Here is a 14,221-nt window from a genome sequence, read left to right on the forward strand (position 1 = left end):
ACTACTCCTTTCCATTCCGACCTTTTTTCGCAGGAAAGAGAAACGTGAGCAACCGTTTAGGAGTTGCCAACTCAATGTCTTCGGGAACCTGCTGCCCTGTCCCCAGATATGAAACAGGATAAGGAAAACGAAGAAGCTGATTGATGATGGAACCAATGCTGAGCGTTTCATCAATCTTGGTAAATATGAAGCTATGTATGTTCATAGGGTGGAAATGAATGATGGTCTGCTTCAGATCACTGTCTTTCACCGTAGCGCTCAGAACGAGAAAGTGCCGAATGTCATCCATATTCCCAAAAACAGCCTGGAGATCCTTGATATGATCCGGATTTATGAAATTCTTTCCACTGGTATCCACCAACACGACATCGTGGTGCCCAAACTGCATTCTGGCATTGCGCAGTTCCGCATTGGTCTGGACCACCAGGAAGGGAATGTTGAGGATGTCTGCATAGGTACCGAGTTGATTCACTGCGCCGATGCGGTAGGTATCGACCGAAATGATACCGACCTCAAGATTCCGCTTTATTTTGAGAAAAGCGGCCAACTTGGCCAGACTGGTGGTCTTCCCCACGCCTGTAGGCCCCACAAAGGTAAAGGTGTGGGGCGCTCCGATATTCGGAGGAAGATCATGGAAAGGACGAGAAAAATTGATTTTTTCCAGAAGCTTCCTGCAAAATCCCTCCATGACCCTGCGCTTGTCCAGGCATTCCATCTTCATTGCGCTCAGCACATCGTTCAAAAGGACATAGCAATGCTTTTCATCCAGTCCACGAACTATGAGGCTGTGGTAGACTTCCGCAAGCGGTTGTTGCATCTGCAATTTGCTGTAGTAGTCCTTGGATGAAATGAGCATGGACAAAAAGCTTTTGATTTCCTCGATATCATTTCGTGAATGCAGATCCAATCCATCTACCGGTGCCGGTTTGGCAATGAGAGGTTCCCCCCTGTCCGGTTCAGCAGCAGCCGTCACCTCAACGTAGGTTTCCATCGGAGAAACAGTCACCTTCCTGTTTCCGAGGATGAGCGCATCCTCACCCAGTTCTTTCCTTACCTGGGCCAGGGCCTCGTTGACAGTGGAAGCTTTGAAAGTCCTAATTTGCATGCGTGAGCCTGATTATCCCGATGGATTGAATTTCCAGATGTCCGCTCAATTCATTGTGGCTGAGCACGACGACGTCGGACAGAAAGCGTTCCAGAAGTTTCTTCAAATGCCTGCGCACCATGGGCGAGCAGAGGATTACGGGATGAAACCCCATATTCAGAACCTTCTTGACTTCAACATTGGTCGCTTGGATGAAGGATTTCAAAAAATCGGGCTCCAAAGCCAGGAAGGCTCCCTGGTCCGTTTTCTGAATGCTTTTGCTGATCCGCTCTTCCAAATCCTGCTGTAGAGTGAGAACCTTCAGTTCCCGTCCCTCCCCTTCATACGGCCTGGTGATCGTACGCGCCAGGGCCTGACGCACATATTCCGTCAATATTTCAGGATCCTTGACGATAGCGGCATGATCCGCCAGGGTTTCGCACACGGTCTGGATGTCCCGTATGGAAACGCGCTCCCGGATAAGATTCTGCAATACCTTCTGAATGCTTCCCACGGACAGGAGACCGGGGACGAGCTCTTCAATCAGTTTCGGCTGAGATGCAGCCAGGTTGTCCAGAAGATTCTGAGTTGTCTGGCGGCTCAGGAGTTCGTCGGCGTGCCTCTTGAACAGCTCCGTCAAATGGGTCGCTGCAATGGTGGAAAGGTCAATGACCGTGTAGCCCTTTCCCACCGCCGACTCATATTCTTTCTCCGGGATCCAGACTGCGGGAAGACCGAAAGTGGGATCCTTGGTGGGAACTCCCTTGATATCCTGGAAGCTGTCCCCCGAACTGAGGGCAAGATAATGCCCGATCATCAGTTCACCTTTGCCAATGACGTTCCCTTTGAGCAAAACCCGGTATTCGGCGGGCTTGAGCTGCAAGTTGTCGCGCACATGCAATGCAGGCACGATGATCCCGTATTCCATGGCCAGCTGTTGTCTGATGGCCTTGATGCGGGGCAGCAGATCCCCTTTTTGTGACTCATCCACCAGAGGAATCAATCCGTAGCCCACTTCCAATTCCAGGATGTCCAAAGGCGGAGGAAGTTCCCCGAATTCAGGGGGAGATGCCGCCTGAGCCTGCTCCTGGTCCTCTTTGGGAACCTCGCTCTTTTCCTTTCTCTTCAACAGGGCCAAACCGGCATACAGGAGCCCTGCCCCTACCAGGATCAAGGGAATGGCAGGGAATCCGGGAACCAGCGCAAGTACGCAGAGCATTGCACCCGCTATGACGAGCGGCTTGGGTTGTATGCTGAACTGTTCCCCGAAGGCCTTTCCCATTCCCACGTTCGATTCTGCCCGGCTTACCAGTATGCCTGCCGAAGACGAGATGATCAGTGCAGGAATCTGTGAAACCAGACCATCGCCGATGGAGAGCAGAGTGTAGTTTTTCAAGGCATCCACGATGTTCATGTGGTTTTGGAGAACTCCAATGGTCAAACCGCCGACGACGTTTATAAATGTGATGAGAATCCCGGCGATGGCATCCCCCCGCACGAACTTGCTGGCACCATCCATCGTGCCATAAAAGTCGGCTTCCCTTCGAACCTCCTCTCGCCTACGGCGCGCTTGTACATCACTGATCATTCCCGAATTCAGATCCGCATCGATGCTCATCTGTTTTCCGGGTAGAGCATCCAGAGTAAACCGCGCAGTGACCTCAGAGATTCGCTCGGTACCCTTGGTAATCACCATGAAGTTGATGATCACGAGGATGACGAACAGGATGAAACCAACGGCGTAGTTTCCTCCGACGACAAATTGACCGAAGGCATTGATGATGTGACCCGCGGCAGCAGGCCCCTCATGGCCTCGTAAAAGGATCAGGCGCGTACTGGCGACATTCAGGGCCAGCCGAAAGAGGGTCGTGATCAGAAGAACGGAGGGAAAAATAGCGAAATCCAGGGGCTTTAGAGAATAGACGGCGGTCAGCATAATGACCAGGGAAGAAGCGATATTTACAGCCAGTAACATATCCAGGAAAGTGCTGGGCATGGGCAGAAGCATGACGGATAGGATCATCACGACCCCGAGTCCCATCATGGCATCGCTGTCGGATGCGCGTTTGAGGCGCTCCATGAATGAATTCATTGCAGAACCGGACGCTTGCATTCGCTCTCTATTTTGTGCGTGTTTGCTTTTGTTGGTAGACGTAGGCCAGCACTTTGGCTACGGCTCGATACAAAGAAATCGGAATGGTCCCCTCAAGTTTCACTTCCTGATACAAAGCACGTGCCAATGGTGGATTTTGAATTACAGGGACTCCATGTTTTCGCCCCACTTCGATGATCTTCCTGGCGACAAAATCGACGCCTTTTGCGACGACTTTAGGTGCTTCCATCTGCTGCTTGTATTGGAGGGCGACTGCGTAGTGGGTCGGGTTGACGACTATTGCCGTAGCCTTGGGGACTTTGGCCATCATGCGTTGTCGCGCGAGGGCACGCTGGATGGAACGAATGCGCGATTTGATCTGCGGGTTGCCTTCCGACTGCTTGTGTTCTTCCTTCACCTCCTGTTTGGTCATCATGAGATCCTTCCGATGCTGCCAGGCTTGATAACAGTAATCGGCGATGCCCAGAACGATCATGATGAGAGAGACTCGAACCAAAAGTTTCAGACTCAGATGTCCGAAGACTTCCAGGATCTGTGGCAGTTCCTGCTGCACCATGGGGAGAAAGAGATCCTCACCATCCCTGAATACACTGTACACGACCCAGCCCACGATCATGATCTTGAGAATCGACTTCACCAACTCTATGAGAGAGCGTATCGAAAAGATCTGTTTCAGACCTTGAAAGGGGTTCAGTTTCGAAAACTTGGGCTGAACGGCCTTCAAAGAAAAGTTCAAGCCTCTGGTTTGTATTATATTGATTCCGACAGCGATCAGGAGAATGGAAATGACCGTGGGAGCAATCATGGTAAAGAAATGAATCAATACATGCCCCATGGATTCTTTTACGGACGGGAGTGTCAGTGTTGAACTGAACCCTTGACTCCAGAGTTCCCTGAGCATTTGTCCAAACTGATCAAAAATGACACCGTTGCTCAGATAAAGGACCATCCCTCCCCCCAATAAAACGGCAGCAGAGTTCAGTTCCCTGCTCTTGGGGATTTGTCCCCGTTCTCGAGCCTCGCGCAACTTTTTTTCTGTGGGTTTTTCACTCCTATCCTGTCCACCTGACACGAAAAATGCTCCTGAGCTCTCGTCAAAAAACCTGCCTTGTCAATTTTTTGTCCCAAAAAACCTTGATATTAGAGGCGGGCAAGGAATCTCCTATCCGGTGATCACGCGAAGGTACTCCATGAGTTGCATGAGGAATTGACCCGTTGCAGCTCCCCACACGGAAACGGAAAATCCCATAAAAAGGAGCCCCAAGAATATGGTGAGAGGAAAGCTTGTTGTAAGTATGTTGATTTGAGGAGAAAATTTGGCAATCAAGCCCAATGCGACATTCATGAGCATCAGCACGATGAGCACGGGTGCGGCTATCTTGAGGGCGATCACGAACAGGTACCCCGAGAGGGCGACCATTCGGGAATAAGTGAGATGCTTTAAAAAGAATCCGCCCATGGGAATTGTTCTGAAGCTTTCCACGATGGTCTGAATGATCATGTGATGTCCATCGAAACTGAAAAGAAGCAAAACTGCGAGCAAATTGAACCATCTGCTGAGGACCATCACCTGTGCGCCGCCTTGCGGGTCAACGACCTGTGCAAATCCCAACCCCATCTCCACACTGATTATTTCTCCCGCCAAATGAAAGGCCGCCAGCACCAAAAGCATGGACAGAGAAAGCACCATTGCCAGGAGGATTTCCCCTAGAACAACCAGAACAAAGGCCACAGGTTCCAGGGGCAGAGGGGTGACCACGGAGCGGAGAAAGGGGAAAAAAAAAGCTCCCAGAGCCAGGGATACGCCAGCCTTCACCATATTCGGAATCTGTCCTCCGGTGAAGAGCGGGATCATGAATAAAAGGAGGCTGATCCGGAGCAAAATGGAAAAAAAGATTGCGATTTCATTAATATCGATATGAAAAGTCGTCACTCCCTCTCACCTCTTCCCGAACCGATTTTCGCAATAGAGCCATCGCACGAAAGATTCTCAACCCAAAATTTGAAAACCGGAGAGAATGCTTAGGGAGTGAGTCGCTCTTGAAATCCCCGTTTACCACGGAGGCACAGAGATCAAGGAGGAGCTCCATAAGAATTCCAAAATCTTCTCCGTGCCCTCCGTGTCTCCGTGGTGAATAACGGGATATTGGAATCCGCTGACTCCCTCATACCTTTCACCGAATCCACTGAGGAAAGTTTTGCAGGATTTCTCTCAGAAACTGAGCCATCTCGTTCAACATCCAGGCCCCGAAAAAAAGCAGCGCCAAAAAAGTCACGACAATCTTTGGAACAAAGGTGATGGTCTGTTCCTGGATTTGGGTGACTGCCTGAAAAAGACTGATCCCCACCCCCACAACCAAACTGACGAGAAGAACCGGCATGCTGGTAAGAAGTGTAATCTCGATGGCCTCCCGGGCCAGGCCTATAATAAAATCAGAAGTCATGGCTCGCTCCTCACAGATAGCTCTTGACAAGAGAGCCGACCAGCATGTTCCAGCCGTCCACCAGCACGAAGAGCATGAGTTTGAAAGGCAAAGAGATCATTACGGGAGGAAGCATCATCATGCCCATGGAAAGGAGGATACTGGACACCACCATGTCCATAATGATAAAAGGGACATATAGTAAAAATCCAATCTGGAAGGCCGTTTTGAGTTCACTGATGACAAAGGCCGGGATCACTGTGGCGAGTGAGAGCGATTCGGCATTCTGAGGTTTTTCCTCCTGGGAAAAAGATATGAAAAGCGCCAGATCCTTTTTACTGGTCTGCCGAAGCATGAAGTCTTTGAGCGGTGTCACTCCCCTCTTCAAAAACTCTTCACCGGTAATTTCATGCCGGGTGTAAGGAACGATGGCGTCCTTTTGAATCTTTTCCCAGACAGGCTGCATAATGAAAAAAGTCAAAAACAGCGCCAGACCGATTATCACTTGGGTGGGAGGAGACTGCTGCGTGCCGATAGCCTGGCGGAGAAAGCTTAAAACAACCGCCACCCGGGTGAATGAGGTGGTCATGATCAGAATGGCGGGAGCCACAGAAAGGACAGTGAGGAGAAAAACGACTTGAAGGATTCCGGAAATCTGTTTTGGAGCCTGCGGGTTGTCCAGGTCGAAGCTCAATCCGGGAAAATGAATCTCAGACGCCCAACCGCCGACAAGCTGGAAACCCAAGATGAAGATGACGGCAACAAATAGAATAAACCACTTTTTTTTCATATTGTTACATTCAAATCCCACTTTTCGGGAAGATGTCGAAGACTTCAGACTTCTTCTGAAGGAACGCCTGTGGGCTTATCAAGAGGTGTAAGCAGCTGTATGCCCTGGGGGGAAACGCCCATCAGAAGCACCTGCTCCTGTGACTTGACCACGACCAAATAGTTTTTGGGATCCAGATAATGACGGCTCAAAACCTGAATCCATTCGTTATCACCTGTTTTTTTTATCCAGGAACTGAAATGTCTGACCACATAAAGCCCCAGAATCAGCAAGGCCAGGACAAGAGCGAGGCTGCCCGCTACACGGAGCAACTGTATTCCAAGGTCCATCAACAGCTGTGATCCTTCCATGCCTTCAGGTCACAGGCACATCCTGCGACGAGCGGGTCACTTTGAAGAAATTCTTCCCATCCGTACCGGATTGAAACCGCCCACTTACCCGAGTTGCTTGACTCGTTCCATGGGACTGATGATATCCGTGATTCGAACACCGAATTTTTCATTCACGACAACCGGTTCTCCCCGGGCAATGAGCTTTCCATTGACCAGGATTTCCAAAGGTTCGCCTGCCAGTTTGGTGAGTTCGATCACTGATCCCTGCCCCAGTTGCAGGAGGTCATTGATGATCATGGTGGTGCGTCCCAATTCGGCGGAGAGGTGTAAAGGAATGTCCAAAATGAAATCCAGGTCTCTCACCATCTCTTTTTTTTGCTGACTCGACTCGAACTTGGGAAATTCCGCCTTCCCATCTCCGGAAGTCAGGCTCTCTTTGTTTTTTTCACTGAGGACGTTCTCACTTTCAGCCATAATTATGAATCCTCTTGGATACCCCTTCCGAAACAGGAGAATTGACGACTTCAGTCACCTGAATTGCGTGATTTCCTCTTGAAATACCTGGAGACGCCTTAAATTTTTGAATGCCCTCGATGTTTACTCGAAGGGGTTGATGAACTTCCTGGTCCAGAATCAGAACATCTCCCACTTCGAGATGAAGCAGATCACGGCCTTTGATTGCTGCTGTTCCCAGTTCCACCAGGACTTCCACCTCCACTTCCATCATTCGCCGTTTGAGTCGTTCGATCCAATCCAGGTCAACCTCAAGCTGATCGCTTTGATAGCTTGCGTAGAGCCTCGATCGAATGGGCTCAATGGTGGAATAAGGTAAACAGAGGATGATCTTACCGATGGAGCGTTCCAATTCCAGTTCGAAATGAATCACAATGACCAGATCCGTTGGAGCCACAATGGTGGCGAATTGTGGATTGACTTCGGACCGTACCAACTGAAAATTGACCGGAACGACGGGTTTCCAGGCATTGTCCAGATCATTGAGCGCACCGCCGACCACCTTATGAATCACACGCTGCTCAATGCTGGTAAAATCCCTTCCCTCCACTTTGAAGCTGCTTTTCCCGCTGCCGCCGAAAAAACAGTCCATCAAACTGAAAATGAGACGACTCTCTATCACGAGCAGAATATGCCCACGCAGCGGTTCCATTTTGACAATATGAAGACTCGTGGGTACCGGCAAAGTGCGAAGGAACTCTCCGAACTTCACCATGTCTGTTTGAGTGACGGTAATATCAACTATTTTTCGCAGTGATGCGGAGAGACTGACCCGATGGAGCCGTGCAAACCGGTCGTTGATGATTTCCAGCGTGGGCATACGTCCGCGGATAATCCGATCCTGACTGGTGAGATCGTAGACACGGACAGCGTCTGGATTCTCTTCAACCTCGGGTTCGGACTCGATCGCCCCGTCCGAAATACCTCTGAGGAGGGCATCAACTTCCTCTTGGGAAAGGACTTTTTCCATGGGCTTAGACTTATTTTCCTTACTGAACCAAAAAATCAGTAAAAAAAACTTCCTTGACCTGGCCCTTTGTGAGAAGGCGATTCAACTTGACCATCATTTCCCTTTTCAGAATGTCTTTACCGTTGGGCGTCGCGATATCATCATATGCTTTTGCCGACAAAAGCATCAATATGGTATCCCGAACTGCATAAGTACGTGTTTTAATTTCATCTTCTACGAGAGGATTATCCAAAAGGACCTGGATATTCACTTTCAAGTACCTTTTGCCGCCTGGATCCGCCAGGTTCACCAGAAAAGAATCCATCTGGTGGGTAATCTGAGGCGCCTCCTTGGCGGCAGCGGGCGCGTCGCTCCGGCCTGTTGAAAGAAACATCCTCCACCCAAAGAACCCACCCCCACCAAGAAGAACGAGAGCCAGAACTCCAATGATTACCCATTTCATACCCGATGATTTGCCGCTCCCAACCTCCTGCGGATTATCTTTTCCATTCCCTGCTCTAGCCATAAACCGGAAAACTCCTTCCTCTTTTCAAAAAGTTGGCTAGACGCCCTTACTTGAACGCGCTTTGCCGCGAATTTGGCGGTACGAATACCAACAGCTTTTGCTCGATGATTCTTGGATTATCCCCACCGGCAATGGCCATGATTCCGCAGATGATCATTTCTTTTATGGCCGTCTCTTCCTTGCTACGTTTGCGAAGTTTTCCCGCCATGGGGATGCAGAGCAGGTTCGCTCCGATCGCTCCGTAAAACGTCGTGAGCAGCGCGACAGCCATGGCGGGTCCGATGGTGGATGGATCGGACATGGTCTGAAGCATCTGCACCAATCCAATGAGCGTGCCGATCATTCCCATCGCCGGGAAGAAAGTCGCCATGGTATTCATGATTTCACCACCTGTGCGATGCCTCTCCTCAAGATATTCCACTTCCGTCTCAAGTATTTCACGAATGGAATCCGGCTCGATTCCATCGATGGCAAGTTGTAAACCCTTTGCCAAAAATTCGTCATCGATATTGCCCAGTTCCGACTCCAAGGCCAGAATGCCTTCCTTCCTCGCCTTATTGGCAAGTTCTATGAACATGGGAATGATTTCACTGCTGTTCCAAGGTTTGGTGAAGAAGCAATGCTTGGCAACATTGAAAACCGAGAACACTTCTTTGAGCGGGTGGTTGATCATCGTCGCTCCAAGCGTCCCCCCCATGACAATCATTATGGACGGGTAGTCGACAAATACACCCAGTCCGCTTCCCATAACAATGGAAAGAAAGACCAGAGCAAAAGCCACGACAATGCCGATTACAGTTGCTAAGTCCATAAACAGTCAAAAACCCTGGTGTTGATTGACGGTAAGTACGATTACAACAGACAGCCATTCCGACCTGAATCGAGCCACCGTTTCGTTCAACCTGCTGCACAGACCGGCACTGCAGGCGGGTGGCCACAAACCTCATCCCTACGTATCGGAGCCATGGATTTTATGCCGTAGGGTGGCGAGCCTTATGCCCACACGAACCAACCTCAGTGTTTCGAATCAGTCAAATCGGGTCGATTGTGCTGGAAGTTACCACAAGACTGGAAAAGCAACGAACATGCCATGGCAGGATAATGAAACAAGGCAGAAACATGCAGGAGCAGCTGAAATAAAGAATCCGTCCCTGACTGAAGGACATTGCGCTTGATGAAGCGCAAAACGGGGCGGACTCTTCAAAACGAGAAGAGGGATGTTCCTTGAAGTTTTATGAAAGACACTACCTCGTCAAACCAAATCACAAATTGTCATTTTTTTGACAAGCATCATCTCAAGCGACTGCTCTACCGTGAACGGTTGAAACCTTGACCTCCGCAGGAACAGTTGGAAGCCGCTCCTGCGAAAGCACAATCATCAACCATTGCGACCATACCGGGGCAGAGTATGGATTCAGCATCCCCGAAACGGCACTGAATCCTTCAATGCTATCTTACGAGATTTATGGTCGTATCCAGCATATCCCTTGCTGTTGTGATGGACTTACTGTTGGCATTGTAGCTTGCCTGGTAGATGATCATATTCACCATCTCCTTGGCTAAATCCACATTGGAACCCTCTAAAGTGTATCCGGCGATATCTCCACGCAGTGTCTCGTTGTTCGTGACGTCAATGGGACTCTTGGATTCGGGGCCGACGCTGTAGAGATTGCCACCCTTGCGAATCAGTCCACCTTCGTTGGGAAAAATAACAATTTTCACCGGATTTCCAATCATTTCTGGATCCGTACTCAAAGTTGTATCCGTGGGATATCCCCAAATCTGTCCCTTGTTATCTACATAGAAGTTGGTGTGCGAAGGACTGTTTGGTGTTGCTTCAACTCTTATGGGCTGACCATCCGCTCCCAATACGGCATATCCCTGGTAGTTCACCAAATAGCCCGACTTATCGACGTGAAAGCTACCATCCCGCGTATAGAAAGTCTGACCGTTAACCGTAGCGGCACCGCTATCATCCAAAGAAATCTTGGCTACAGCGAAATAGCCCTGGCCGTTGATCGCCATATCTGACCAGGACGTCGTGGTGGAAAAAGAACCTTGAGCGAAGTCAGTGGCCACACCCAGAGCAACACTGCCGGCTCCCCGTCTGTCAGTATCTTTAGATTGAGTGTTATAATAACTACTTACCATGTCACCAAAACGCGCTGCGTTGGATTTGAATGCTGTAGTACCCGTATTGGCAACGTTGTCACTCGTTACTTCCAAAGCCGTGCTGAAGCTGTTCAATCCGCTGACGCCATTTGACATTGCACTGGTTATAGACATGGTAATCCTCCCTGTTGCCGATCATAAGTGTTTTTTGATTTAAAACTTTACACCCCAAAATGTAATCTGTCCTCATCAGACAGTTCCTGATCCATCCATTTCACGAACCTCAGAGATTGTCCCTGCGGACACTTTCACGCCATTCGGCCCACCGATAATAAATTGGGGATTGTCTTGATCAAGGCTTAAGGCATATATTTTACCGCTCACGGTTTGGGTCGCCTCCGTGAAATTTCCATCGGCATCGACAGCTTCCACTTGAACATGATAGGTTCCATCCGGCACAACCTCCCCGGAATCGTTCTTTCCATCCCACTCAACCTCGTAAGTCCCCGACTCCTGGTTCCCCAGTGAAATCGTACGGATAAGTGTCCCTCGATCATCCAGGATCTTCAGACTCACCTCAGCCGAAACATTCAACTCATATGAACTTTTGGATGTTTCTCCATCGGTCAATTGTATGCTGTCGTCCACCGCTACCACATCCCTTCCGATCAACTGGGCCATTTGCCCGTAATTGATGGACGTCAAGTAATCTTTTTGTTTGAGAATGTTTGCATTGACCTGAGAAAGCTGCTCTACCGTGCTGAACTGCGCCAATTGAGCTGCGAGTTCATATGATTCCAGTGGGTTTGTCGGGTCTTGATTTTCCAGCTGAGTCAAGAACAAGTTCAAAAAACCGTTCATGTCAATCCGGTTGCCGCCGGTTGATGTTTCCGACTGTGCACTGCTTTGAGAGACTCCCATCAGGCTGCCCGCCGATTCTATTCCTGTAATTGCCATAGCTCTCTTCCCTTCTGTACCGATTCACTCGGCTGCCGTTTGAAATCTCTTCCTATGCGAAGAAACTGATGCGACGATTATCGTTTTCTGATTTGTAGGCTGACCCGGCTGTGGAGAGTCGCGACCCGTTCAGTCTTTCTAAAACCTTGCTGCGCCCACCCTTGACACTGAACTGTTCGAAGTTCCTGTGGGAATTTTTTTCCTGCCCTTCCTGCCTGACATTCACATGGAGTTGGCTCAGTATGAGCCCCTGGTCCTGCAATTGCTGTCGCAGGAGTGATACATTTTGCATGAGCAGGTTCTTGGCCTGTTCGTTCTCCGTGGAAAGCCACGCAATCACCTGGTCGTGTTTTGTTTCCACCTGCAGGACCAATTTTCCCAGATGCTTGGGTGTCAGTTCCAGCGTCAATTGGTTTCGCTCTTTTTCATGAAGCTCCACAAGGCGACGACTCAGATCTCCTGCCCATGAATCATCTTGAAGAGAAAGAACGGCTTCGGGAGCGCGCGCAGGTTCGCCGGAACCAACCGACCGACCGGTTACCGAAGGACTGAAGGCACTGCCCAAGTCCGTTGCATCAACCCCGAGATCATCCCGATCTTCCTCAAGAACCGGATCTCCCCCCTGTTCTCCCGGCCCGCAGCGATCCTTTTCAGATATACCTCTGCCCTGGTCGGAGTTCGCCGGACGGGCATCGAAAGGTACTTGGGGAGTATTGCGAGCATCTTTTGCCTCCAATCCTTCCGGATCTTCAGCGCCTGATCCGCTCACCTTTCCTCGGGGAGCATCCTTTCCGGATACTTGGCGATCTTTTGAATCGGCCTCGGGGAACTTTTCAAGGATGGAAACACCGTGCCCTTCAAGATTGGAAGAGTCCTTCTTCACCAAAACGGTTGTAGCGGGGTCCGCTTTTTCCAAAATGGATTCGTGAGGGACATCTCCATCCGCTCCAGAATGCCCGGGCTCTTCCCTTTCCGCCTTTTGGATCACCCGATCCAGGCCTTCCAGGAATTGATCCGGATCGCCTATTGGAATTTCCGATGCTTTGACTATTGGAATTTCCTTCTTGAACGACTGATCAGGAGCTTCCTCCTGCCCCAATGCGCTGCTTCTCCCTTCCAAGATTTCACCTGCTTCCAGAAAAGATTTCGGCGAAGAAAACAGGATATCATCCCTTTCCTGGAAAGAATCGGTGGAAGAGGATTTGCCCCCTCCATATTGCCGAATTGCAAACCCATCTCCACCACCATCGGCCAATTTCTCTACAGTTTCCTGTATGTCGCTTATTCTGACCTTTTGAGGCTTCTCACTCCTTATATTTCCTTGCCCTGCCGTTACGTAGGGCGAGTTTTCTTTTTCCATTCCAGAGACCGGCAAAGCATTTGTCTCAAATATTTCATCTGAATCCTTCTCAGTAAGACAGGTAGTCTCAAAGGTGGCACTGTCTGATGTGTCCTCACCGAATCCAGTGAAAAGAAGAGCTGTTCCGGGTTCCTTCACAGGTGTGTTCAACTCGGCATCTGCAGCTACCGAAACATGCAAGTCTCTTTCGGCCTTTTTGCTCTTGCCACTGTCACCCAAGGTTGGCTCATGCAGTGACTCGGCAGCAATGGGCTTATCAATGTTCGTCCAAAGGTCACTATGTGTTTTTCGAAAATCAGGAATGGCGAAAGAAGGAAGACCGCTTCGAAGCAGCCTTCTCGACTCTTGTTTGGAAACAACGGGGGCCATTCCCCCCTTGACACTCTCTTGCGCCGAGGCTGTATGCCCGTTTGTATGAGCCTGTTCCTGAAGAGGAGCCTTTTTTAGCACTGCATCATTGACACATTCGACGATACGGTTCAGTAACCCTTTAAATTCTTTTACGGTATAGAAACCCTTGGGTTTCAGCTGGATTCTTTCAATCGTTTCGGGAGGCATTCCCTGCATCAATTGGAGTGATCCGACAAGTTCTGCGACATCCTGAGCACTCGCTTTGTTCTCATTTATAGAGTCTTTCGTCTTCTGTCCGTATGCATCCAGGATTCCAACGAGGGCATTGAATGGGACTCCACCCTCTGCGTTTACCGAACTCAAGCAGCTTTTCCTTGCTTCGGCAGGCAGTTGAAAATTTGCCAGGATTTTCTCCACAGCTACAGAATTGAGAACGACGAGTTGTTCACGCGTCTTCGTTTCAGAAATCGTTTTTCCCACGGTAGCAGGAACATTTTGCCGGGACACGGCAGAAGCTTTTGCAGCTTCCTGCGGCTTGCCTTTTTCGGTCGAGGCAGGTGGAGTTTCGGTTTTAGAGGACTTGAGGGTTGTCTTCTCAGGGACCGACAATTTCTCACCTTGAACAGGAACCCGTAGAGTGCTATTCCCCTCACAACAACCGCATTGCTTTTGCAATTCCTTGGAAAATTCGTTCGTTAAAATGCCTTCGCC

General features: G+C 49.7%; 13 protein-coding genes and 1 pseudogene. All 14 read right to left on the reverse strand.

Annotated elements, in window-relative coordinates; all coding sequences use genetic code 11:
* Position 1: 1 nt before the first annotated feature.
* A complete protein-coding gene (locus tag QMG16_RS04975; protein WP_281792642.1) occupies positions 2–1,105 on the reverse strand; it encodes a flagellar biosynthesis protein FlhF in 1,104 nt (367 codons plus the stop codon).
* Entirely contained in the window at positions 1,095–3,164 is a 2,070-nt protein-coding gene (gene flhA / locus QMG16_RS04980) for a flagellar biosynthesis protein FlhA (RefSeq protein ID WP_281792644.1), read from the reverse strand. The genes QMG16_RS04975 and flhA overlap by 11 nt, the downstream gene beginning before the upstream one ends.
* Positions 3,165–3,204: 40 nt before the next feature.
* On the reverse strand, positions 3,205–4,269 hold the full coding sequence (flhB, locus tag QMG16_RS04985) for a flagellar biosynthesis protein FlhB (protein WP_281792646.1): 1,065 nt from the start codon (positions 4,267–4,269) through the stop codon (positions 3,205–3,207).
* Between the two features lie 90 nt (positions 4,270–4,359).
* A complete protein-coding gene (gene fliR / locus QMG16_RS04990) occupies positions 4,360–5,130 on the reverse strand; it encodes a flagellar biosynthetic protein FliR (protein ID WP_281792647.1) in 771 nt (256 codons plus the stop codon).
* Between the two features lie 241 nt (positions 5,131–5,371).
* The gene (gene fliQ, locus QMG16_RS04995) at positions 5,372–5,641 is read right to left on the reverse strand and encodes a flagellar biosynthesis protein FliQ (RefSeq protein WP_281792649.1); all 270 of its coding nucleotides are present in this window, start codon (positions 5,639–5,641) and stop codon (positions 5,372–5,374) included.
* Between the two features lie 10 nt (positions 5,642–5,651).
* Positions 5,652–6,410 carry a flagellar type III secretion system pore protein FliP gene (gene fliP, locus QMG16_RS05000; protein WP_281792651.1) on the reverse strand — a complete coding sequence of 253 codons (759 nt, stop codon included), beginning with the start codon at positions 6,408–6,410 and terminating at the stop codon, positions 5,652–5,654.
* 44 nt (positions 6,411–6,454) lie between these two features.
* Positions 6,455–6,739, reverse strand: a complete 285-nt coding sequence (gene fliO / locus QMG16_RS05005; RefSeq protein ID WP_281792653.1) for a flagellar biosynthetic protein FliO — start codon at positions 6,737–6,739, stop codon at positions 6,455–6,457.
* 105 nt (positions 6,740–6,844) lie between these two features.
* A pseudogene (gene fliN, locus QMG16_RS05010) lies at positions 6,845–7,105 on the reverse strand (flagellar motor switch protein FliN); the annotation flags it as partial.
* Positions 7,106–7,208: 103 nt separating this feature from the next.
* Positions 7,209–8,225 carry a flagellar motor switch protein FliM gene (fliM, locus tag QMG16_RS05015; protein ID WP_281792657.1) on the reverse strand — a complete coding sequence of 339 codons (1,017 nt, stop codon included), beginning with the start codon at positions 8,223–8,225 and terminating at the stop codon, positions 7,209–7,211.
* A gap of 19 nt (positions 8,226–8,244) precedes the next feature.
* A complete protein-coding gene (locus QMG16_RS05020) occupies positions 8,245–8,730 on the reverse strand; it encodes a flagellar basal body-associated FliL family protein (protein ID WP_281792659.1) in 486 nt (161 codons plus the stop codon).
* A 46-nt stretch (positions 8,731–8,776) separates the two neighbouring features.
* A complete protein-coding gene (locus QMG16_RS05025; RefSeq protein WP_281792661.1) occupies positions 8,777–9,541 on the reverse strand; it encodes a motility protein A in 765 nt (254 codons plus the stop codon).
* A 638-nt stretch (positions 9,542–10,179) separates the two neighbouring features.
* On the reverse strand, positions 10,180–11,016 hold the full coding sequence (locus QMG16_RS05030; RefSeq protein WP_281792663.1) for a flagellar hook-basal body protein: 837 nt from the start codon (positions 11,014–11,016) through the stop codon (positions 10,180–10,182).
* A gap of 75 nt (positions 11,017–11,091) precedes the next feature.
* A complete protein-coding gene (locus tag QMG16_RS05035) occupies positions 11,092–11,799 on the reverse strand; it encodes a flagellar hook assembly protein FlgD (protein WP_281792665.1) in 708 nt (235 codons plus the stop codon).
* Positions 11,800–11,851: 52 nt separating this feature from the next.
* Positions 11,852–14,119 carry a flagellar hook-length control protein FliK gene (locus QMG16_RS05040; RefSeq protein ID WP_281792667.1) on the reverse strand — a complete coding sequence of 756 codons (2,268 nt, stop codon included), beginning with the start codon at positions 14,117–14,119 and terminating at the stop codon, positions 11,852–11,854.
* Between the last annotated feature and the right edge of the window lie 102 nt (positions 14,120–14,221).

Source organism: Desulforhabdus amnigena (genome assembly GCF_027925305.1).
In the GTDB taxonomy this organism is placed as follows: domain Bacteria; phylum Desulfobacterota; class Syntrophobacteria; order Syntrophobacterales; family Syntrophobacteraceae; genus Desulforhabdus; species Desulforhabdus amnigena.

Coding starts and splice junctions, on each gene's coding strand:
- flhA (WP_281792644.1), bottom strand. CDS start 3,164: ATGGAGCGCCTCAAACGCGCATCCGACAGCGATGCCATGATGGGACTC.
- fliO (WP_281792653.1), bottom strand. CDS start 6,739: ATGGACCTTGGAATACAGTTGCTCCGTGTAGCGGGCAGCCTCGCTCTT.
- fliM (WP_281792657.1), bottom strand. CDS start 8,225: ATGGAAAAAGTCCTTTCCCAAGAGGAAGTTGATGCCCTCCTCAGAGGT.
- QMG16_RS05035 (WP_281792665.1), bottom strand. CDS start 11,799: ATGGCAATTACAGGAATAGAATCGGCGGGCAGCCTGATGGGAGTCTCT.
- QMG16_RS05025 (WP_281792661.1), bottom strand. CDS start 9,541: ATGGACTTAGCAACTGTAATCGGCATTGTCGTGGCTTTTGCTCTGGTC.
- QMG16_RS04975 (WP_281792642.1), bottom strand. CDS start 1,105: ATGCAAATTAGGACTTTCAAAGCTTCCACTGTCAACGAGGCCCTGGCC.
- fliQ (WP_281792649.1), bottom strand. CDS start 5,641: ATGACTTCTGATTTTATTATAGGCCTGGCCCGGGAGGCCATCGAGATT.
- QMG16_RS05030 (WP_281792663.1), bottom strand. CDS start 11,016: ATGTCTATAACCAGTGCAATGTCAAATGGCGTCAGCGGATTGAACAGC.
- fliP (WP_281792651.1), bottom strand. CDS start 6,410: ATGAAAAAAAAGTGGTTTATTCTATTTGTTGCCGTCATCTTCATCTTG.
- QMG16_RS05020 (WP_281792659.1), bottom strand. CDS start 8,730: ATGGCTAGAGCAGGGAATGGAAAAGATAATCCGCAGGAGGTTGGGAGC.